This is a genomic window from Methanoculleus formosensis (genome assembly GCF_025384765.1).
Lineage (GTDB): Archaea > Halobacteriota > Methanomicrobia > Methanomicrobiales > Methanoculleaceae > Methanoculleus > Methanoculleus formosensis.
In genome coordinates, this window is sequence record NZ_VHLL01000001.1 from 366,039 (window position 1) to 387,597 (window position 21,559).

The 21,559-nt window shown below is 63.8% G+C and carries 19 protein-coding genes; 13 read left to right on the forward strand and 6 right to left on the reverse strand.

Annotated elements, in window-relative coordinates; genetic code table 11:
• Nucleotides 1–25: 25 nt before the first annotated feature.
• Nucleotides 26–760, forward strand: a complete 735-nt coding sequence (locus tag FKB36_RS01960; protein WP_261596343.1) for a tRNA(His) guanylyltransferase Thg1 family protein — start codon at nt 26–28, stop codon at nt 758–760.
• On the opposite strand, the gene ileS is transcribed toward FKB36_RS01960, so the two are convergent.
• Nucleotides 743–3,916: an isoleucine--tRNA ligase gene (ileS, locus tag FKB36_RS01965; RefSeq protein WP_261596344.1), complete on the reverse strand. Its 3,174-nt coding sequence runs from the start codon at nt 3,914–3,916 to the stop codon at nt 743–745. The genes FKB36_RS01960 and ileS overlap by 18 nt on opposite strands.
• Nucleotides 3,917–4,469: 553 nt before the next feature.
• Between ileS and FKB36_RS01970 the strand changes: the two genes are divergently transcribed.
• Nucleotides 4,470–4,952 carry a TIGR00725 family protein gene (locus tag FKB36_RS01970; protein ID WP_261596652.1) on the forward strand — a complete coding sequence of 161 codons (483 nt, stop codon included), beginning with the start codon at nt 4,470–4,472 and terminating at the stop codon, nt 4,950–4,952.
• On the opposite strand, the gene FKB36_RS01975 is transcribed toward FKB36_RS01970, so the two are convergent.
• Genes FKB36_RS01975 through FKB36_RS01985 form a run of 3 tightly spaced genes read right to left on the reverse strand, consistent with a single transcriptional unit; the run spans nt 4,879 to nt 8,116 of the window.
• Nucleotides 4,879–6,741, reverse strand: a complete 1,863-nt coding sequence (locus FKB36_RS01975; protein ID WP_261596345.1) for a molybdopterin biosynthesis protein — start codon at nt 6,739–6,741, stop codon at nt 4,879–4,881. The genes FKB36_RS01970 and FKB36_RS01975 overlap by 74 nt on opposite strands.
• The gene (locus tag FKB36_RS01980) at nt 6,735–7,937 is read right to left on the reverse strand and encodes a molybdopterin molybdotransferase MoeA (RefSeq protein ID WP_261596346.1); all 1,203 of its coding nucleotides are present in this window, start codon (nt 7,935–7,937) and stop codon (nt 6,735–6,737) included. The genes FKB36_RS01975 and FKB36_RS01980 overlap by 7 nt, the downstream gene beginning before the upstream one ends.
• Nucleotides 7,934–8,116, reverse strand: a complete 183-nt coding sequence (locus tag FKB36_RS01985) for a hypothetical protein (RefSeq protein ID WP_261596347.1) — start codon at nt 8,114–8,116, stop codon at nt 7,934–7,936. Before FKB36_RS01985 ends, FKB36_RS01980 begins: the two co-directional genes overlap by 4 nt.
• Nucleotides 8,117–8,210: 94 nt before the next feature.
• On the opposite strand from FKB36_RS01985, the gene FKB36_RS01990 reads away from it, so the two are divergent.
• The 8 genes from FKB36_RS01990 to rpl12p all read left to right on the forward strand — a co-directional run bounded on the left by FKB36_RS01990 (nt 8,211) and on the right by rpl12p (nt 14,034).
• The gene (locus tag FKB36_RS01990; protein WP_261596348.1) at nt 8,211–9,524 is read left to right on the forward strand and encodes a D-aminoacyl-tRNA deacylase; all 1,314 of its coding nucleotides are present in this window, start codon (nt 8,211–8,213) and stop codon (nt 9,522–9,524) included.
• Nucleotides 9,521–10,618 carry a cell division protein FtsZ gene (gene ftsZ / locus FKB36_RS01995; RefSeq protein WP_261596349.1) on the forward strand — a complete coding sequence of 366 codons (1,098 nt, stop codon included), beginning with the start codon at nt 9,521–9,523 and terminating at the stop codon, nt 10,616–10,618. Before FKB36_RS01990 ends, ftsZ begins: the two co-directional genes overlap by 4 nt.
• 6 nt (nt 10,619–10,624) lie before the next feature.
• Complete coding sequence (locus FKB36_RS02000) at nt 10,625–10,834, forward strand: protein translocase SEC61 complex subunit gamma (protein ID WP_261596350.1); 210 nt, start codon at nt 10,625–10,627, stop codon at nt 10,832–10,834.
• A gap of 5 nt (nt 10,835–10,839) precedes the next feature.
• The gene (locus FKB36_RS02005) at nt 10,840–11,313 is read left to right on the forward strand and encodes a transcription elongation factor Spt5 (protein ID WP_261596351.1); all 474 of its coding nucleotides are present in this window, start codon (nt 10,840–10,842) and stop codon (nt 11,311–11,313) included.
• Between the two features lie 182 nt (nt 11,314–11,495).
• A complete protein-coding gene (locus tag FKB36_RS02010; RefSeq protein WP_261596352.1) occupies nt 11,496–11,972 on the forward strand; it encodes a 50S ribosomal protein L11 in 477 nt (158 codons plus the stop codon).
• A gap of 51 nt (nt 11,973–12,023) precedes the next feature.
• The gene (locus tag FKB36_RS02015) at nt 12,024–12,665 is read left to right on the forward strand and encodes a 50S ribosomal protein L1 (RefSeq protein WP_261596353.1); all 642 of its coding nucleotides are present in this window, start codon (nt 12,024–12,026) and stop codon (nt 12,663–12,665) included.
• The gene (locus FKB36_RS02020) at nt 12,665–13,693 is read left to right on the forward strand and encodes a 50S ribosomal protein L10 (RefSeq protein ID WP_261596354.1); all 1,029 of its coding nucleotides are present in this window, start codon (nt 12,665–12,667) and stop codon (nt 13,691–13,693) included. Before FKB36_RS02015 ends, FKB36_RS02020 begins: the two co-directional genes overlap by 1 nt.
• A gap of 26 nt (nt 13,694–13,719) precedes the next feature.
• A complete protein-coding gene (gene rpl12p / locus FKB36_RS02025; RefSeq protein ID WP_261596355.1) occupies nt 13,720–14,034 on the forward strand; it encodes a 50S ribosomal protein P1 in 315 nt (104 codons plus the stop codon).
• Between the two features lie 206 nt (nt 14,035–14,240).
• Here the strand turns inward: rpl12p and hypF are convergent, their stop codons facing one another.
• A complete protein-coding gene (gene hypF, locus FKB36_RS02030; protein WP_261596356.1) occupies nt 14,241–16,448 on the reverse strand; it encodes a carbamoyltransferase HypF in 2,208 nt (735 codons plus the stop codon).
• Nucleotides 16,449–16,505: 57 nt separating this feature from the next.
• On the opposite strand from hypF, the gene FKB36_RS02035 reads away from it, so the two are divergent.
• Genes FKB36_RS02035 through FKB36_RS02045 form a run of 3 tightly spaced genes read left to right on the forward strand, consistent with a single transcriptional unit; the run spans nt 16,506 to nt 19,817 of the window.
• Nucleotides 16,506–17,018, forward strand: a complete 513-nt coding sequence (locus FKB36_RS02035) for an ArsR family transcriptional regulator (RefSeq protein WP_261596357.1) — start codon at nt 16,506–16,508, stop codon at nt 17,016–17,018.
• Nucleotides 17,002–17,811, forward strand: a complete 810-nt coding sequence (locus FKB36_RS02040) for a DUF7839 domain-containing protein (RefSeq protein WP_261596358.1) — start codon at nt 17,002–17,004, stop codon at nt 17,809–17,811. Before FKB36_RS02035 ends, FKB36_RS02040 begins: the two co-directional genes overlap by 17 nt.
• Complete coding sequence (locus FKB36_RS02045) at nt 17,808–19,817, forward strand: DEAD/DEAH box helicase (RefSeq protein WP_261596359.1); 2,010 nt, start codon at nt 17,808–17,810, stop codon at nt 19,815–19,817. Before FKB36_RS02040 ends, FKB36_RS02045 begins: the two co-directional genes overlap by 4 nt.
• A gap of 467 nt (nt 19,818–20,284) precedes the next feature.
• Here FKB36_RS02045 and FKB36_RS02050 read toward each other — a convergent pair whose 3' ends face one another.
• Nucleotides 20,285–21,262: a PAS domain S-box protein gene (locus FKB36_RS02050; protein WP_261596360.1), complete on the reverse strand. Its 978-nt coding sequence runs from the start codon at nt 21,260–21,262 to the stop codon at nt 20,285–20,287.
• Between the last annotated feature and the right edge of the window lie 297 nt (nt 21,263–21,559).

Genomic DNA, 21,559 nt, shown 5'->3' on the forward strand with positions numbered 1-21,559 from the left:
GTCCGGGGCTCCCTGTCGATACAATATGGATACCGGGGATCGCGAGATCTTCTCGAACCTCACGATCTTCCCCCCCGTTTTTGTCCGGCTCGACGGTCGAGCCTTCCACCGCCTGACACGTGCGCTCAACCTCAAAAAACCGTTCGATCCCGCCTTCAACGAGAGCATGCGATCGGTCTGCCGCTACCTCCTCATGGGGAGCGGTCTCTCTCCCGCGTTCGCCTACACCTTCTCCGACGAGATCAGCCTCTACTTCCCGACGCTGCCGTTCTCGGGGCGCGTGGAGAAACTCGACTCCGTGACCGCCGCGGTCGCGGCGAGCAAACTCACGATCGAACTCGGGTCTGCCGAACCGCTTGCGTTCGACGCCCGGACGATCCCCGCGGCGGGGGGGTTTGCGGTCGAGTACCTGATCTCGCGGCAGAACGAGGCGTGGCGAAACCACATCAACGCCTACTGCCAGAACGCACTGATCGAGGAGGGGATGACCTCCCGTCAGGCTGCCGCGGCGCTCCGGGGGATGCAGTCCGGGGCGCTGCACGAGATGATGTTCGAGCGGGGCATCAACCTGGCGGAGACGCCGGCCTGGCAGCGGCGGGGAACGCTCCTCTATCGTGAAGAGTGCATAAAAGAGGGGTATAACCCCCTTACGGGGGAGACTGTGCAGGCTGCAAGAACCTGCATCCGGGAACCGGAGGAGACGCCTCTCTTCTCCACCCCGGAGGGCGAGGCGCTGATCCGGTCACTCACCGGCGCGTGAGATGCCGATCCGCATCTGCACGCCTTCCACGTCCCAGTCCTTCTCGAGGGCGAAGGCCCCTGCCGATCTCTCACTGCTACGGCGGACGGTGAGGGTTGCCGCCCGCACCTCGCCGGCGATCTCCTTCTGCCACTCCTCGGTCGCGATCAGCGAGGCCACCCGCTCGTCGGCGACACCCACGGCTGCGACGATGAAGTCGTCGACGTTCAGGTCGAGCTGGCGACGCATCTCCTGGACCCGCCGTATCACCTCGCGGGCGTACCCTTCGGCCTCCAGCGCCGGCGTGAGGGTGACGTCGACGTAGACCGTCGCGTCCTTCATGGGCGCGGCAAAGACCCCCTCGGGGAGGGCTTCCGCGAAGGTGACATGGCGCTCTGTGATCTCGTAACCGTCGAGCTGGGCCTTTCCGTCCCGCTCGATCGCGGCCTTCAGGGCGGTGCCGTCTGCGTTCTCTATCAGCGCCTTGACCTTCGGCCCTTCCTTCCCGAACTCCGGCCCGATCGCGCGCATCACCGGTTCGGCCTTCCAGAGGATCCGGTCCCAGGTCCCGGTGACGACCCTGACCGTCCGGGTGTTCGCCCGGCTCAGGGCGAGGTCGTTCAACCCCTCAAGAGCCCTCCTCACCTCGCTACTTCCCGTGACCACGACCGTCTCGGAGACCGGCCAGCGGAGTTTCCGTCTCCCGTTCTGCCGGGCGGTGGCGACCGCGTCGTCGAACGACTGGACGATCTCCATCTCGGCCTCGAGGCGCTGGTCGATCAGGGTGCCGTCCGCCGCCGGCCAGTCGAGCATATGGGCGCTCTCCGGGTCGCCTGCGAGGCGGAGGTTCTGGTAGATCTCCTCGGCGATATGGGGGGTGAACGGCGCAAGGAGCGCGGTCAGGCGGCGCATGACGTAATAGACGGTCTCGTAGGCGTACCGCTTCTCCATTGAGTCCTCTTCGAGCCACATCCTCGGCCGGACGAGCTGGACGTACCAACGGGAGAGATCCTCGAGGATGAAGGAGGCAAGCGCCCGCGTCACCCTGTGGAGGTGGTACTCCTGCATCTCCCCGCTCGTCGTCCGGGCGAGCGAGTTTACCCGGGAGATTATCCAGCGGTCTTCCTCGGGCATATCCCTGATATGCGACCGGACGAACGAGTCGTCCCAGCGACCTCCGGCGGATGCCGGCTCGAACGAGTCGAGAACCATGTAGGGGAGCGGGAACCGGTAGACGTTCCAGAGGATGTTGAGCGTCCGGTGGATGGTCTTGACGCTGTCCCAGTTGAACTTCATGTCGTCCCAGGGAGCGTTCGCCCAGAGGACGTAGAACCGCAGGACATCGACGCCGAACTGGTTCATCACCTCTTCAGGCGTCACCACGTTGCCGAGACTCTTGCTCATCTTGCGCCCCTCGGCGTCGAGAGCGAACCCGTGCATCAGGACGCTCTTGTAGGGGGCGCGGCCGAACGCCACGGTGCTCGCCCCGAGCTGGGAGTAGAACCAGCCCCGGGTCTGGTCCTGCCCTTCGGTGATGAAGTCCGCCGGCCAGAGGCGGTCGAAGGCCTCGCGCTCCCGGGGGAACCCGAGGGTCGCCCACGACGCGACCGCCGAGTCGAACCAGACGTCGAAGATGTCGGCGACCCGGCGCATCTCCCCGCCGCAGGGGCACGGGATGACGATCTCGTCAACGTAGGGGCGGTGCGGATCGGTAACCTTTGTGCCCGACCGCTCCTCGAGTTCGGCGATGGTGCCGACGACGACCCTCTCGGCGCACTGCTCGCACTGCCAGATGGGGATGGGGATGCCCCAGTAGCGCTGCCGGGATATGCACCAGTCTCGGGAGTCCGCGACGAAGTCGTGGAACCGGGCGCTCCCCGCCCAATCGGGGTACCACTTCACCTTCGCGATCTCCTCGAGCATCGAGTCGCGGATCTCGGTTGCCTTCAGGAACCACTGTGCGGTCGCACGGTAGATGATGGGGGTCTTGCACCGCCAGCAGTGACCGTAGCGGTGGGTGATCGTCCGCCGGGCAAGGAGGTAGTCGCCGAGCGCGTCGATGACGAGGTCGTTTGCGTCCCGGACGTACATGTCCTCGAACGCCCCGGCCTCCCGGGTGAAGCACCCGCCGGCGTCGACCGGGCAGAAGACCTCGAGTCCTTCCTGGAGGCCGATCAGGTAGTCGTCCCACCCGTGCCCGGGGGCGATGTGGACGAGACCGGTGTTCTCGAGCGCGACGTAGTCGGCCGCGACGACCCGGTGCCGGATCTCCGCCTGGTGTGGGACCTGGCCGGCGAGCGGCGACGTGTACTCCGTCCCGACGAGGTCGCTGCCGCTGACCTTCTCAAGGACGGTGTAGTCCTGGTAGCGGCCCATCTTCAGGACGGACTCGACGAGTTCGTCGGCGATCCAGAGGATCTCTTCGTGGCCGTCCTTCTTCGCCTGCACCCGCGCATAGGTGAACGCGGTGTTGACCGCCACCGCGACGTTTGCGGGGAGCGTCCACGGCGTGGTCGTCCAGATCACCAGGTACTCGTTCTCGCGCCCGGTGACCGGGAACTTGACGAAGATGGAGGGGTCGGTCTCGTCCCAGTACTCCACCTCCGAGTCGGCGATCGCCGTCTCGCACCGGGGGCACCAGTTCACGACCCGGTGGCCGCGTTCGAGGAGACCGCGTTCATTCGCCCGCTTGACCGCCCACCACGCGGACTCGATGTACTCCGCCTTGATCGTCTGGTAGGGGTCGTCGAAGTCGAGCCAGATACCGAGCTGCCGGAACTGGTCGCTCATGATATCCATGTGCGTCACGGCGAACGTCCGGCACTGCTCGATGAACGCGGCGATCCCGTAATCCTCGATATCCTTCTTGGAGGTGAATCCGAGCTGGTGTTCGACCTTCACCTCGATAGGCAGGCCGTGCATATCGTAGCCGGCCCGCTCGATGACGTTCCTCCCCTGCATCCGGTGGTAGCGGAGGATGGTGTCTTTTATGATCTTGTTCCAGGCGGTGCCGAGGTGGATGTGGCCGGTGGTGTACGGCGGCCCGTCGACGAAAAAGAACGCTTTTCCATCCTTGCGCACCTCCTGAACGCGCGCATAGGTATTCTCCTGTTTCCAGTAATCCTGGACCCCCGTCTCGAGTTCTCGCGGGTTATAACTGCCGGTGACCTCTTTCACCTTATATCCCTCATATTCAGCACTGTGGTGTACCGTTTGTTGTTGGGGGACAAAGTGTTTCGTACTATGGGGGGTGGTGCAGACTCATGCGAAGCCGTGAAAGGGCGCGACTCGTGACCGCGTGCGATCCCGAGGGGGGATGGTCAAGTGGGGAACTTGTTGGGGGACGAAGTAAGCGAAGCGAGGGGAAGAACCCGGTACACTGGACCGTGGGGGTATCGCCATTTGGGGAGGCGGCTCGCGGGGTTCCATACCATTCGTCACCCCACTCCGCCCGCGCTTCGCGCTCCTCCCCCGCCCCTCAGGGGCGGGGGCAGTCCGTGGCGATATCCCCTGAAATCCGTATATAGGGATTGAAATGGGTCCGGTACTTCACTATCATTTTTGAGACTATCCCCGGGAGGTCAAACCCTCGACTTCCCTTCGCGTTCTTCGTGGCTTCGCGTGAGTTTTCAGTACGGGGCGATGGAGCCTCACGCGAGAGACATGACGCCGCGAAGGCATGTTCGCTTCACCCCACCCCTTTTATCCCCTGCTCCCCGACCTCTCCCCCATGCAGATCGCAGTCATCGGGAGGGAGGACTGTTCCGCTGAGGAGTATGAAGCGGCTGAGACCATCGGCTACCTCATCGCCGGGAATCACGAGACCGTCTGTTGCGGCGGCCTCGGCGGGGTGATGGAGGCCGCCTGCAGGGGCGCAAAAGAGGGCGGCGGAAGGACCGTGGGCATCCTCCCGGATACCGGGGAGGGGAACCCCTACCTCGACGTCGTCATCCGCACCGGGATGGGCCACGCGAGGAACGTCGTCCTCGTCAACTCGGCCGACGCGGTGATCGCCGTCGGGGGAGGCTACGGCACGCTCTCGGAGATCGCAGTCAGCCTCAAGACGGACAAGCCCGTCTTTGGCCTTTCGACCTGGAAGATAGAGGGGGTGTTTGTCTGCGCCACGCCCGAGGAAGCAGTCATCCTCGCAGTTCGCGCAGTTCGCCTGTCTCGCCCGTCTCGTAGCCCCCGAGATCCCGGAGGACCTTCTTGAACGCCTCCGAGGAGACGGTCTCGATGAGGGCCGTAATGCGCGGGTCGTCAAGCATCTCGCGGTGCATCGCGAGCTCGTAGCGCTCCGTCGCCACCGGGACGAACGCGAGATCGAGTGCCTTTGCGGCGCTGTAGACCCCCATCCCCGCGTCGACCTCGCCGGTCCGGACGGCGAGCGCCACCCCCAGGTGCGTCGTCACCTCGCGCTCGTAGCCACTGATGGAGCCCGGATCGATCCCGCGCTCCGCGAGGTGGTGGTCGAGCAGTATCCTGGTCCCCGACCCCCTCTGCCGGTTGACGAACGTCCGGCCGGGCAGGTCATCAAACCCGAGGCCGTCGCGGGAGATGACGCCCTGCTGGCGTTCTGCCACGCAGAGGAGGACGAGGTCGGCGCCAGGCAGGTAGCGCTCCAGGTAATGGGTGTTGTAGGTGCCGTCGGGGGCGAGGAGGTGCATCGGGGCGGCGTGGCACTCCTGCTTTTTGAGCGCGATCACCCCGCCCATGCTCCCGACATGGGTGGAGTGGACGTCAACGCCGCGCGGCCGCACCAGGTCGGCGATCTGATCGAGGGCAGGGTCGTGACTGCCGGTGACGAGGACCGCCTCCTGTGCCTCCGCGCGGGGGACGGTGAGCCGGACGTCCACGGTCTCCCCGGCCTCGACCCCTTCCTTCTGCGATGGGATCTGCATGTAGCCGTTCGCCCGCACCGCGCTCATCTGGACGCCCGCGCCCCTTGATTGGGGCACCGCCACCCAGCGGTCGCCGATCCTTCCCGCCGAGAGCAGGACGAACTCGTCGGTCCCGATATCGGAGTGGAGGCTCGTGGTGAGTCTGGCGGCGACGCGCTCGGGCTCGCGGACGAAGAGGCCGTAGCCGGCGACGAGCGGCATGACGATCTCGCGGAGCACCGTCGCCGCTGCAAGGGGATAGCCGGGGAGCCCGATCACCGGCTTTCCCTCGATCCTGCCGATGATCACCGGCTTTCCGGGTTTGATGGCGACCCCGTGCGCCAGCACCTCGCCGAGGTCGCGGACGATATCGGCGGTGTAGTCCCGCGTCCCGGCGGAAGACCCCGCCGAGACGAGGAGGATCTCGTTCTCCGCGACGCCGCGCCGGACCGCCTCCCGGATCTGGTCGTAGTCGTCCACAACGATCCCGTAGCGGTGCGTCTCCACGCCCGCCTCCGCGAGGACGGACGCGGCCATCAGGGTGTTGCTCTCCACGACCTTCCCCGGCGGGGGCATCTCGCCCGCCGGCACGAGTTCGCTCCCGGTGGGGATCAGGCCGGCGCGGAGATTGATGACCGCAACCTCCGTGACGCCGTAGTTCGCAAGCGCCCCGAGGTCATGCGGCCGGATCCGGTGCCCCCTCGGGAGGATCATCTCCGTCTCGCCGATGTCCTCGCCGACCGGGCGGACGTGCTGCCAGGGGCTGACCGGTTTTCGGACGGTGTAGGTCTCGCCGTCGACCCAGACGTCCTCGATCATGATCACTGCGTCGTAGCCGGGCGGGACGATGTTTCCCGTGTTGACCCGCGCCGCGTCCGGGAGGGTCACCGGGTGCTGCTCGCTCGCGCCGACGGTATCGGCGCTTCTCGCTGCGATACCATCCATCGCCGAGAGGTGAATGGCGGGGACGGAGAACCGGGCGAATATCGGCTCTGCGGTGATCCTTCCTACCGCCCCGGCGTCCACCGGGACGCGGACGATGCCCGGAACCGCCGGGAAAGAGGTCTCAACGAGCGCCCGCGCCTCCGCGAGCGATATGACCGAGAGGTAACGTCTCACCACAGGATCACCTCGACCTCTTCGCCGACCTCGAACCCCTCGCTCGATGCCGGGATCCGCACCAGTCCCTCGCTCCGCACCAGGGTGTTGAGGAGCCCCGACTTCCCGAAGACCGGTGTCGCCTCCCCGTTGCCGAGACTGACCCGGACGTAGTCCTCCCGCCCGCGGGTGGAAGGGATGTTCTGGGTCAGCCGTGCGCGGACGGTTCGCCGGGAGACGGTGGTCTCGCGCATCGCCGCGAGGAGGTGGTCGACGATGGCGACGAGGACGACGAAGGCCGAGGCCGGGTGCCCGGGGAGCCCGATGACCGGTTTGCCCCGTGCCGTCCCGATGATGGTGGGTTTTCCGGGCGCGAGGGCGATCCCGTGGACCAACACCTCGCCGAGTTCCGCGATGACCGCGGCGGTGTTGTCCCGCTCGTCTTTCGACGAGCCTCCCGAGACCAGGACCGCGTCGCACCGGTCAACCGCGGAAGAGACCGCCCGCTTCAGCACCGCCCGTTCGTCCCTGACGATCCCGAAGTAGACCGGGTGGCAGCCCCGTTCGGTCACGAAGGCGCCGGCGAGGTAGGAGTTCGCGTCCCGCACCTCGCCCGGCCCGGGGGTCTCGACGACGGGGACGAGTTCGTTCCCCGTAGAGATGATCCCGATCTTCGGCACCTGCACCACGCTGACCCGGTCGGCGCCGATCGCCGCGGCAACCCCGATCTCGCGGGGGGTCAGCACGCGCCCCCGTTCCAGGGCGACCTTCCCCGCCCTGAAATCTTCGCCGCGAACGACCACGTTCTCACCGGGCGCCACCGGGCGATGCACCAGGATGTCGTCCCCGATCTGCTCGGCGTGCTCGATCATCACCGCCGCGTCCGCGCCCGTTGGGAGCGCTCCGCCGGTGGGGACGTAGAGACAAGACCCCGGGGAGATGCTCCCGGCATCCGCGCTCCCCATCCCGACCCGGCCCCGGCACTGGAGCATCGCCGGAATGGCCTCGGATGCCCCGGTGGTCTCGGCCGCGGCGACCGCGTAGCCGTCGACCGTCGAGCGGTCGAACCCCGGGATATCGATATCGGCATGGACGTCCTTCGCGAGAACCCGGGCGAGGGCGTCTTCGAGCGGCACGTCCTCGTACCCGAGCGGCGGCGCGATCTTCTGCACCGCCCTTACGGCCTCGGCGACGGATACGACCTCGAGGAAGAGGCTCATCTGAAGCAGCCCAGCTGACAGTTGTGGATCTTTATCCTCGGCTCGCGCTGGTTGCAGTACCGGGCGATATCCATCTTCGGGATTCCATACTTCTCCGATATCTCGAAGGCCTGCGGGCAGGTTATCTCGTCTTCTATGCCGTATGCCTCGAACGCTTTGCGTATCTTCTCTTCATCCATAGTACAACATGGTATGCCGCAAGGATGATAGGATTTACTATCACGCCCGGTCGAGCAGTATCATTTAGCAGCCTCACGCCCCACAGTGTACCCGATGCGGATCGCGTTGATCAATTCAGAACAGGACGTTGCAGGGGTGACCATCAGGCACCACCTCGATACCCTGCTCGCGGCGGGCGGACGGTGGCCGCTTGCCGAACGGCACGACCTGTTGTTTCATGAGGTCGCAGGAAGGCTGATCCACCAGGACGGGATCGACCGGGAGGTCGATGCCGATCTCATCCTCTTCATATCCCGGCACGCGAGCGTGCACCAGACGCCCGCCCTGACCGTGCATGTCACCGGTAACTACGAGGCCGCCGACCTCGGCGGCGAACCGGGCAGACTCGCTCCGGCAGCTCCCGCCTGGATGCACGCAATCCTCGGCAACCTCGCCGCCCGTGCCCCCGAGGGCTACCGGGTCTCCTACGAGGTGACGCACCACGGCCCGACGGAACTCTCGACCCCCTCGCTCTTCGTCGAGATCGGGTCGACCGCGACCGAATGGGGCGACCCGGCCGCCGGGAGAGCGGTGGCGGAGAGCATCCTCGCTGCGGAGCCGCAGGAGACGATCAACCTCATCGGTTTCGGCGGCACCCACTACGCCGTGCGACAGACCGAGATCGCCCTCTCCTCCCGGGGAGCCTTCGGGCACATCGTCCCGACCCGGCAGGTCGGCGCGGTCGACCCTGCTCTCCTCCGGGTGATGCAGGAGGCGAGCGGCGCCGTGGCGGGCTACATAGACCGAAAATCCCTCGCCAGAGATGAAGTTGCGCGGGTCGAGCGGATGCTCGGCGATGCCGGACTCCTCCTCCTCTCCGAGTCAGAGATCCAGGAGGCGTCCGGCCTTGCGTGGGCCACCTACCTCCGGGTCCGGTCTCTCGCCGAAGAGGTCGCTCCCGGGTCACGCGTTCGCATCCATGATCTCAAAGGAGAGGGGAATCCCGCTGTGGTGCGGATTGTTCCCGATCTGATTGAAGAAACGATCAAATCCGATAAATCGCGTTTTCTCAACGACCTTGACCGGTTGCCCGTCGCCCATCTATCTTCCGGGTCTGCAGAGGTTTTATCGACGTTTATCGGCTTTGAACACGAGTCGTCCCGACTCGCAAGAGATATAACTACCCTGTGCGCAAAACTCATACTTATCTGTGAAGATGCTGTTATCGACGGTGATCACCTCGTCCTCCGGAAGGTGCGCTTCGACCCTGAGAAGGCGCGCAGGCACGGGGTGCCGGAAGGGCCGCTCTTCGCCATGCTTGCCGGCGGAAAGGCGGTCGAGTTCGAGGGCCGGAGGATCTCACCCGATGCAGTGCAGACAACCAGCGTGAAGCGGATACATATCCCGGGATTGGAGAGACACATATGAAATCCATCGTAGAAGAGGCACTTTCACGGGCGCGAGAGGAGCAGCGTTTTGCTGAGCCCACGGAGGTCGACAAAGAGCTTGAAGAGCTCCTCATGGAACTCCGGACTGAGATCGCAGTCGTCGGATGTGGAGGCGGCGGTTCGAACACGGTGACCCGGATGACCGATGAAGGGATCAACGGGGCGCGTATGATCGCTCTCAACACCGATGCGCAGCACCTGGTCAGGACACGGGCGGATACCCGCATCCTCATCGGAAGGCAGAGGACTCGCGGTCTCGGCGCTGGCTCGATCCCCCAGGTCGGCGAAGAGGCGGCGATCGAGACCGAGGATGAGATCAAGCGCGCCGTCGAGGGGTGCGATATGGTCTTCATCACAACCGGGCTCGGGGGCGGCACCGGTACCGGTTCCGCACCCGTGGTCGCGAAGGCTGCCCGGGAAGAGGGCGCACTGACCATTGCGGTGGTCACCCTGCCGTTCACGGTGGAAGGGGCTATCCGGGGCCAGAACGCGGAGGCCGGCCTCGAGCGGCTCCGTGAGGTGGCGGACACCGTCATCGTCGTCCCGAACGACCGGCTGCTCGAGGTCGTGCCCCGGCTTCCGCTCCACGCCGCGTTCAAGGTCTCGGACGAGGTGCTGATGCGGGCGGTCAAAGGCATCACCGAGCTTATCACGATGCCCGGTCTCGTGAACCTGGACTTCGCTGATGTCCGGACGGTCATGGAGCGCGGAGGCGTCGCGATGATCGGGATGGGCGAGAGTGACAGCGAGGACAAAGCCGCCGACTCGGTCAAGAAGGCGCTGCGTTCTCCGCTGCTCGACGTCGACATCTCCGGGGCGACCGCCGCCCTCGTCAACGTGGTCGGCGGGCCCGATATGACCATGTCCGAGGCGGAAGGCGTCATCCAGGAGGTCTACGACCGCATCGATCCCGATGCCCGGATAATCTGGGGTGCCCAGGTCGACCCCGACATGCAGGGCAAGATGCGGACGCTGCTTGTGGTCACCGGCGTCCGGTCACCACAAATATATGGGAGAAACGAGAAGAGTATGCCGCGCATGATGAAACAGTTTGAGATCGACTTCCTGAAGTGAGCCAAGATGATGGATTACAAAGAGACGTTAGCGGAAGTAAAGTCGTTCAAGATCGAGGAAGAACTCTTCAAGAAGTACTGGCGGGTGCTGAAACTGGCACGGACGCCGACCCGCGACGAGTTCTCCAAGATCGCTGTCGTGGCGGCGGCCGGGATCATGCTCATCGGCCTCGTCGGCTTTATCATATACGAGATCATGCTGGTACTGCCCAAATGATGGATATGGTTGAGAGCGCAAACCGGATATACGCGATAAAGACGACCGCAAAGCAGGAGCGGACGGTAGCCGACAACATCGAGAAGGTGACGAGGGAGCAGAAGGACATCCATGTAGTGGCCGTTATGGTTCCCGAAGAACTGAAAGGCTACGTCCTCGTGGAGAGCCCTGACGCCATCGCCCGTATAGAGCAGCTGGTGGAGTTGATCCCCCACGCGCGCGCGGTGGTACAGGGTTCGACGGCTCTCTCCGAGGTGGCGCATTTCCTGGTGCCGAAGAAGGCGGTCACCGGCATCACCGAGGGCACCATCGTCGAGATCATCGCCGGCCCGTTCAAGGGAGAGAAGGCGGTCGTCAAGCGCGTCGACACCGGAAAGGAAGAGATCACGGTCGAACTCTACGAGAGTATGATCCCCATCCCGATCACCGTCCGCGGCGACTCCGTTCGCGTCGTGGAGCGGTCGGACGAGATGTCCTGAAGAATATCTCCATCTTCTTTTTTTCCCGCCGCGTCCCGCTACACCGGCGGCGATAGAACCCCCGGCGACCGGGCGTCACGCACTGATGCGCGGCCCGGGCACATGTACTTTAAATCCTCTCACGTAGACCTTAGGTAACCCAGGCAACTATTCCCCTGAGGAATAACAGCTGGTGAACTTGTATGGCAGAAACGGTCGAGGTATTGGTACCCGGGGGCAAGGCAACAGCAGGCCCACCTCTGGGGCCCGCGCTCGGACCTCTCGGTATCAACGTGAAGGCTGTCGTCGACGAGATCAACAAGAAAACAGCCGAATTCAACGGCATGCAGGTGCCGGTGACGGTTACGGTCGACGATAAGAAGAACTTCACGATTGAAGTGGGCATCCCGCCCACGACGGCGCTCGTCATGAAAGAGGCCGGTATCGCGAAAGGTTCGGCAGAGCCGGGTACTTTGGTGGCGGGAGATCTGCCACTGGAGGCCGCCGTCCGTATTGCCCGTATGAAGTTTGATGGCATGCTCTCGTACGATCTGAAGTCCGCGGTCAAAGAGGTCATTGGAACGTGCGTCAGTGTCGGTGTCACCATCGAGGGGAAGAGTCCCCGCGAGATGATCCGGGCCATCAACGACGGGGAACACGACGGCGTACTCGTCGCATAGATGTCAGACAACCATAGAAGATCGTGAGGTCGTGTACTATGGAGGCAAAGGATGGTTGATAAAACCAGTATACAGAAAGCCGTGGTAACGGCGCTGGAGAAGGCTCCGGAACGGAAGTTCAAGGAGAGCGTGGATATCACCGTCAACCTCAGGAATATCGACATGTCCCAGCCCAAGAATCGTATTGATGAGACGATTCTCCTCCCGCATGGTCTTGACAACGTCAAGATCGCAGTTCTCGGGAAGGGCGATATCACCACGCAGGCAAAAGAGGTGAACGTGGACCTCATCATCGGACCTGAGGAGATCGAGCGGCTCGGGGGAGAACCCCGCGAAGCACGCAAGGTGGCGGATGAGTACCGGTTCTTCCTTGCCGAGACGGCAATGATGCCTCTCGTCGGGCGGTACCTTGGTGTCAGGCTCGGTCCGCGTGGACGGATGCCGATGCCGGTTCCGCAGGGAATGGATATTCGGCCTGTCGTTCAGCGTCTCCGGAGCTCCGTGAAGATCCGGACGAAGGACAAGAAGGTCTTCCACGCGAAGGTTGGAACCTCCGGGATGGACACCGAGGAGATCGCCGAGAACATCGATACGGTTCTGCGGCGGGTCGAGTCCGTCCTCGAGAGCGGCGCGATGAATATCCACTCGGTCTACGTGAAGACGACCATGGGGCCGGCAGTGAGGGTGATCTGATGGCGCTCTATACGCAGCACCTGCCCCGGTGGAAGAAGGATGAAGTAGAGGAGATCAAGCGCGGTATCGAGGAGCACTCGCTCGTCGGCGTCGTGGACATGTACGGCATTCCTGCCTCGCAGGTCCAGCAGATCCGGCGGAACCTCCGCGGCACGGCGAGGGTGAAGATGGCACGGAACACGCTGATCGAGCACGCCTTAAACGAGCTCGGCGGCAGCGTTGCGTCCCTGAACGACCACGCCGAAGGCCAGAGCGCCCTGATCTTCACGAACGAGAATCCGTTCAAGCTCTTCAAGCTGCTCGAGCGGACCAAGACGAAGATGGCGGCGAAGCCCGGCGAGACTGCGCCGGAGGACATCGTCATCCCGAAGGGTCCGACCAGCTTCAAGCCCGGCCCGATCGTGGGCGAGCTCCAGCAGGTGGGTATTCCCGCAGCTATCGAGGGTGGAAAGGTCAAGATCCGCGAGACGAAGACGGTCGTGAAGAAGGGCGAGGTCATCAACAAGAAGGTTGCCGACGCTCTCGTGAAACTCGGTGTCAAGCCGATGGATGTCGGTCTCATTCTACAGGCCGCATACTACAGGAACACCATCTTCACGCCGGACCTCCTCGCTATCGATGAGGATGCCTACGCGAACAACATCGTGCTCGCGGCCCAGCAGGCGTTCAACCTCTCGGTCAACGCCGTCATCCCGACCCGGCTTACCGTCGCGGCCATCATCGGCAAGGCGGTTCGCGAGGCCCGGAACGTGGGCGTCGAGGCGACCATCTACGAGAAGGATATCGTCGACCTGATCATCGGGCGGGCTCAGCGCGAGATGCTGGCCGTCGCGCTGGCAGCACAGGGCCAGGGCTTCGAGCTCGATGAGGCGACCCTGAAAGCCGCGTCGGCTGCGACCGCTGCGGCACCCGCGGCAGCAGCCCCGGCGGCAGCCGAGGAGAAGCCCGAGGAAGAGGAGTCTGAAGAGGAGAATAAGGAAGAGGAAGAAGAGAGCGGCATGGCCGGTCTTGGTGCCCTCTTCGGCTAATATCATTTCAAAAAGGTGAATGAATCATGGAGTATATCTACGCTGCACTGCTCCTGCACAACGCAGGCAAAGACGTAACTGAAGAGAATGTGACTGCTGTCCTGAACGCGGCCGGTGTCGAGGTCCAGGACGCCCGCGTGAAGGCGCTCGTCGCCGCACTCGAGGACGTGAACATCGAGGAGGCCATCAGCAAGGCCGCCGTCGCCCCGGTCGCCGCTGCACCCGCAGCCGCCGCCCCTGCAGCCGCCGCGGCCGCTGCCGAGGAGGAGCCCGAGGAAGAGTCCAAGAAGGAAGAGGAAGAAGAGAGCGGCATGGCCGGTCTCGGTGCCCTCTTCGGCTAAACCCTTTTTTTCTTTCGCCTTTAACGAACCGGGCGGGCCGGTTATTCTCGCGGATCGCGTGACGTCTCACTCTCCGTGCCGGATCTCTCAGGATGCTTCCCGGGTTGATCGTGCTGTTTCTGTCCCGGTACTGCGTCGCCTTATAATGGAATTTATGCGAAAAAGAGGGTCTTTGTTCGACTACAGCCCGGTGGATACGGGGAGTCTCACTCCTCCACGCTCCCGCCGTAGATGACCTGCCCAAAGCTGATGCACCCGTCCCCGAGCGGGTAGTCCTTGTTCATGATGAACTCGAGCCCGGCGGCGAGCACGCTGTCCCGGATCGTCTCCCGGATCGCCTTATTATACGCCACCCCGCCCGAGAGCGCCACCCGGGGGATCCCCCGCTCCTCTGCCGCCCGGACGGCCATCGTGGCGACGCCTCTTGCGAGGTTGTGCTGGATCGATGCGGCGAGATCTTCGGCCCGCTCCCCGGCTGCGGCCCGGCGGTATGCCTCAGCGAGGAGGGAACGGGTCGAGAGAACCTCGCAATCACCGTCGCGGAGGAACTCGAGATCCCAGGCCGAGGCCTTCCCGGCATGCGCCGCCGACTCGAGTTTCATCGCCGGCTCGCCGTCGTAGGTCCGCTCCCGGCAGATCCCGAGGAGGGCTGCGGCGGCATCCAGCACCCTCCCCGTGCTCGAGGTCGCGGCGACGTTCAACCCCCGCTCCACCTGCCGGACGAGGACGGCGAGCTCGATATCGCTCCACCCCCGCGATGCAAGGAGATCCCGGACTTCGGCGGTGGGGAGGATGCCGTAGAGCATCCGTTCCGGGAACCGGGTGGCGAGGTCGCCGCCCGGCATCGGGACGGCCTCGAGATGGGCGACCCGGTCGAGATAGGGAACCTCCCCGGCAAATACCTCGCCGCCCCAGATTGTCCCATCATCGCCGTAGCCCACCCCGTCGATCGCGATCCCGACGCACTCCTCCCGGGTTGCTGCGGCGATGTGCGCCCGGTGGTGCTGGACGGCGAGGAGTTGTGCCCCTGTCGCATCGGCAACCTCCCTCGCGTAGCGGGTCGAGAGGAACTGCGGGTGGAGGTCGTGGACGATCCGGTCGTAGCGTGCGCCGGTGAGGCCTCCGAGTCTCTCCGCCGTCTCCTGCAGGTAGGCAAGCGTCTGGGGGTTCCTGACGTTTCCGACGTGGGGAGAGGTGATGCAGAAGCCATTTTTATAGATGGAGATGTTTGCGTTCAGTTCCGGGCCGACGCCGAGGATGCATCCTTTGCCGAGGTCTATCGCCTCTCTCTTCGGGGCGAGGCCGCGGGAGAGCCGGATGATGTAACCGTCCCGGACGACGGAGTCGTCGCACCGGTTGACGATCCGGCGGTCGTGGGTGAGGATATAGTCCGCCTGCCCGGGAAGCCGCTCAAGAGCGGTTGCGAGATCGGTGGTCATCGGGTAGCCCGGCAGGTTCGCGCTCGTCATGATGAGGAGCGGGTGGGCGAGTTCTGCGAAGAGGAGGTGGTGCAGCCCGGTGTAGGGGAGCATGCACCCGATGGTGTGGAGATCCGATATCCCCGGGTGGGACGCGGGATCGCGCTTCTCGAGCACGACGATCGGGCGGGCCCGGGAATGGAGGATCTGCCGCTCTTCGTCCGGGACGATCGCGATCCGCTCCACCTCCTCTGCGGTCGCCATCACCGCGAGGGGCTGCTCCGTCCGGCCGAGGCGGCGTTTCAGAACCCCTGCCGCTTCTTCGATGCAGGCGATATGAAATCCCCCGATCCCGTGGATGGCGACGATCGAGCCTGCATCAAGGAGGGCCGCCGCTTTCCGGATGGGGTCCCCCGCGACCGGCGTTCCGTCGGCCAGAAGAAGGGCGAGGCGCGGTCCGCAGGTCGCACAGGCGATCGTCTGGGCGTGGTGGCGGCGGCACGACGGGTCGGTGTACTCGCTCTCGCATGCGGGGCAGACCGGGAACTCCGTCATCGACGTCCGCTCCCGGTCGTAGGGGATGGTGTTGATGATGCTGTACCGGGGGCCGCAGTTGACGCAGGACGTTGCCCAGTAGCCCTCGTATCGGCCTCCTTTCGTGAAAACATCGGTGATGCAGTCGTCGCAGATGGCAACATCGGTCGGGATGAACCCCGAGAGGCTCCCGGTGTTACTCTCGAGGATGGTAAACCCTTCGGTCACTTTCCCGCGCAGATTCTGGACATCTACAGAATCTATCTGGGATAATGGCGTCCCTCTGGAAACCGCCTCCAGGAACTCCTCGAAGCGGTCGCCGGACGCATGGATCTCGACCTCGCTCCCGAGGTTTTTGACCGTCCCCGTGATCCCGAATTCCCGCGCTTTTGCATAGACGAAGGGGCGAAACCCGACTCCCTGGACGATGCCCCGGATGGTGATTGTGCCACTGGTACGCATTGAGATTTCAGCAAAAATTTATGGAGTTATACCACCATATAATAATAGGGTATCGCAGTGACGGGACATATTAAAATTCTTAACGATCCGGTGGAACTGGTTCCTCTTCTCATAACGTTCAATAATGCCAATTACAAGAAGATCTACGAACTCCTGAACAAAGCCTGGCTGACCGAGGAAGACCTTGCGGCGCATGCCGACCCCTCTACAGTGGCCGAGTGCCTCTCTATCCTCAAGAAGGGAAACCTGATCGAAGAGCAGTGGCGGATGCCGAAACCCGGGGAAAAGCCGACGAAGGAGTACCGGGCGACATACAGCAAGTTCCGGGCCAGTTTCCAGTGTTCCATGGGCGATATCGGGGATCTGTTGCACATCGCCGTCTCGAACGACGAGGGTCTCCGCACGATCGTGGACTCGGTGGAACAGGAGATCGTTGCCGGGACCACCTCCATCGGTGATATCTCCCGAAAATATGGGGTCAGTTCTACCTTCATCAAGGGGCTGGCGAAGAGGATCCCCGGTCTCGACGTGAAAGGGCAGGGGATGGTGCTGCTTGACCGACTTCAGTGACGATCCTCTTTACGTAATCCTGCGCAGCAAACGGGAGGCCACCCGATTTCAGATCCTCGTAGAGATCGCTGAACACCAGCCGGCCGTCCGCCAGCAGGAGATCGCGGCGAAACTCGGCGTGACGCCCCAGGCCGTCTCCGAGTACATCCGGGAACTGGCGGACGAGGGCCTGGTCACTGCTCACGGCCGGGGCCGCTATGAGGTGACGAAAAGCGGGATCGAGTGGGTTCTCCGCCACGCCGAGGCGCTTGAGGCGTATGCCCGCCACGTCAACCGGGATATCATCCAGCAGGTGGCGGTCTGGACGGCCATTGCCCGGGATGAGATCCAGAAGGGGGATACGGTCGGCGTCGTCATGCAGGACGGGTGGCTGTATGCGACGAAAGAAGAGCAGAGCGCCACCGGCCTCGCTACCATGGACGCGATACCGGGAGAAGACCTCGGCGTCGCCCGACTGAACGGCATCATCCAGCACGAAGAGGGGCTCGTTCACGTCTGCAAGGTGCCGCGGGTGGAGCGGGGCGGCTCAAGGCAGGTCAGCATCGATCTTCTCCGGGAGGCCATCCAGAATGTCGAGATGGTGGGCGCCGTCGGCCTCGAATCTTACGTTGCCCTCAGGAAGGCGGGTATCGAGCCGGATATGTTCTTCGGCTCAAGAGAAGGTGTCGTCGAAGCGGCATTTCACGGCCGGGAGTGCGCAATTTTTATCGTCGATGAGGAGTTTACTGATTTCCTCAAGCGTCTGGAGACGGTGGGGCTCACCTACACGATCCACGACCTGATCTCGTCATGAAAGTCATCGTCCAGCCCCAGAAAGGCACGTATAAACTGTTGTTCGTCGAAGGCGGCCGCGTCGAAGGCTCGGGGTTCGTCGACCTGAGCGCGACCCCGAAGGGTCAGCGGCCGAAGAACTTCAAGATGCGCCGGCGCGGCAAGCAGCTCAAGCCAACCCCGACCCGGGACCTCATCACCCTGCTCCGCCGTTCCTCGGTGCTCCTTGCGGCGAAGAGCCCTGAGTTCGAGTCGTTCCTCGCCGATCTCCAGATTTCTTCTTCGAGGATCAACATCTGCCGGTTCTGCCAGCTGGAGGACCGGTTCGTGCCGGTCGATAAGACGACCGGAGTCCGGTACGGCGGCGAGTGGATCTGCATGGAGTGCGCAAAGCGGGAGATGCGCCGGGAACTCGGTTACCTGGGGCGGTTCGGCGGCTCGGTGCTCGTCCACCTGGAGAAACTCCTTACCCAGGTCCGCGATCTCGACCGGGTGCTGGCGTCGGTGGGGCCCGAGAACCCCGACCGGAAGCGGACGCTCTTTGATCGGCTCGAGGCGCACGAGGTCCAGAAGACCGCCCATATCACTGAACTCCCGCTCCCTCCTGCGTTTACAAAGGCCGCCGGGGTCGAGTACCTGATGCCCGTCCAGCAACTCGCCGTCCAGAACGGCCTCCTCGAAGGGCAGCACCTCCTGGTCGTCTCGGCCACCGCGAGCGGCAAGACCTTCATCGGGGAGATGGCCGGGATGAAGAACTTCCTCGAAGGCCGGGGGAGGATGCTCTTCCTGGTTCCGCTGGTCGCGCTCGCGAACCAGAAGTACCAGCGGTTCCGCGACCGTTACGGCCACCTGGTCCGGGTCACCCTCCAGACGGGGGTGAGCCGTCTCAACCTCCCTGAGACCCGGTCGGCAGGGGATCGGGATGTCAACGCTCCCGTGGTAGTCGGAACCTACGAGGGGATCGACCACGCTCTTCGGACGGGGCGATCCTTAAAGGACATCGGAACCGTTGTCATCGACGAGGTGCAGATGCTCGAAGACCCGGAGCGCGGCCACCGTCTCGACGGGCTGATCGCCCGGCTCAAACACGTCGCACCCGAGGCGCAGTTCCTCTACCTCTCGGCCACGATCGGGGCTCCCGGGCTGCTTGCGGATAAACTCCGGGCGAACCTTGTCCGCTACGCGGACCGGCCGGTTCCGCTCGAACGCCACCTCATCTTCATCGAGCGGGCGAAGAAGATCAGCTTTATCAAGCAGATGGTCGCCGAGGAGTTCAAGATACGGTCGTCGAAGGGTTACCGCGGCCAGACGATCATCTTTACGAACTCCCGCGCCCGCTGCCACGTCATCGCCGACGCCCTCGGAAATATTGCCGCTCCCTACCACGCGGGGCTCTCCGCCCAGGAACGCCGCGACGTCGAGCGGCGGTTCGCGAACGGGGAACTTGGCGCCGTCGTGACCACGGCGGCGCTTGCCGCCGGTGTCGACTTCCCGGCATCCCAGGTGATCTTCGACGCCCTTGCGATGGGCATCCAGTGGCTCACCGTCCAGGAGTTCCACCAGATGATGGGGCGGGCCGGCCGGCCGGACTACCACGACCTCGGCCGGGTGGTCATCATGGCAGAGCCCGGGGGATCATACTCACGGACGTCCGGGAAGACCGAGGAGGAGGTCGCCGTCGGGCTCCTGCGGGGCGAGATGGAGGAGGTCGCGCCCGAGTACGACATGGAGCAGAGCACGGAGGAGTTCGTCGCGAACGCGGTGGTCTCGAACGGCGACGAGCAGCAGGTCATCGGGATGACCCACGCGATGGTCGGGACGCTGGAGCCCGCCCTCCCCACTCTCCTCGACTATGGGCTGGTCCGGCGGCGGGGCGGGCGCATCGAACTCACTGATATGGCCCGGGTGATGGCCGAGCACTTCATCGGCGCCGAGCGGTTGATGGAGATCAAGGATCTCGTCCGGCGCATGGACGACGCGGCCGAGATCGTCGCGGAACTCGAGTGCGCCGAAGAGACGACGCCGTAGGGTTTTTTTGGGACTGTCGGGGAGCCGCCTGGAAAAAGTGGCTCTCCCAAAAATCCGCGATCATTTGTGTTTTCAAGTTCCTTTGCCTCCGGTTTCACGTTTCGGGACGTTGCAAACTCCATGCATGGATATCCACCGGATATCGCCACGTAGGGGTGGGGCTGACGGGGAGGGGGGAACTCCCCCCTCCCCTGTCTCTACCTCATAAGGCTAACCTGTAACCCCCACCCCGCCCGGCCTCCGGCCTCCTCCCCCGCCCCTTGGGGACGGGGGCAGTGCATGGCGATAGGCGGTATCCTGTAGGGGTATCGCTTGAGAAAACCGAAGGTCTTAGACGTTCGGTGGACGGAATGTCCGGAGCATGAGCACTTCCAGATGTACAGTCCACTGAAAATCCGTACATGAGGTATTGCAATCACCTGACCGTGAATCGGATCCTGCGGGAGACAAATGGTGGTGAAACCTCCCTACCGATACCTCTCCAGGTACTCGCGCACCTTCTCCGACTCCACCCACCCTTCGTCGAGCTGCTTGAGGATTGCCTTGATCTGGCTGACCTGCTCCTGGATCTTCTCCGCCCGCGGATCGTCGATGAGGTCGGCCATCCCCTGGACGACCTGGAGGGGGTTTCGGATGTGGTCGGTCAGGACCGCGAACTGCTCGATGTTCCTCTCGATCTGCCGGTATGCCTCGATTCTCTCCCGCTCGATCCTCTCCCGCTCTCTCATCTCGCGCTTGAGGCTCTCGTTTGCCGCCCGGAGTTCGTCGGTCCGCTGCGTCACCAGTTCCTCAAGGTGATAGCGGTATTCCATCAGTTCCTGCTCGATCCGCCGCCTCTCCGTCACGTCCCGGGCGATGATGAGGGTGGCCGGCGTACCCCCGAGGGTGATGCGGTGGATGCTCGCCTCGACAGGGATCCGGTTGCCCTCCCGGGGGATCAGATCGGCGGAGTGCAGGTGGTGGTTGCCTTTCTTGAAGTCGCTCCGGACGATGATGACCGATCCGGGGGCGAGGGCGAAGAGTTCGTCCCGGGTATACCCGAGGCACCGGCAGGCGAGCGCGTTCGCATCCAGTATCCGGTAGGGCGTTCCTTCCCTGCCGACGGCACAGACCAGCAGAAAATCGTTCCCGCTCTCGAAGAGGAGGCGGTATCGGTCCCTGCTCTCCTGGAGATCCCGCCGGGAGCGTTCCAGTTCACCGAGCACCAGGTTGACCTCGTCGACAAACCGTGAGACAGGGTCGCTCCTGACAGCAAGGGGACGATGCGGAGCACCCTTCACCGTCTTGATGCCCTCTATGCTTGCATCCATGCCGGCGATGCGGGCGGCTACCTCCCGCTCCTTGAGCCAGACGCCGAGCAGCCCGAAAACGATGCCGGCGAGGATGAGTCCGAAGACCGGGATATACGGGGAGGCCAGTACCTCCTGCGGAATGCCGATCGGCACGAGGAAAAATGCCGAATACGGCGCTTGAGTGTGGGCAGACGGCGTATGCAGGACTGAAGAGCGAGGGGCCGGGAACCGGGACGCGTCTTTGCAGGGGGCCATGCCGTTGTAACATCTCATTCGCCGGGCGGCTACCCGCCCGCGACCCGCGAGGTGTACCAGGGGGTTGCCCGATCACCCGGCAGGAACCTATCGTGGCGATTCCGACGCGCTTTTCAACTGCGCGCCACTGTAACCCATGATAGTGAAATGATTATATAAAGTTTCCCCTCGTAGAGGAGAGATTCTCTGCCATAA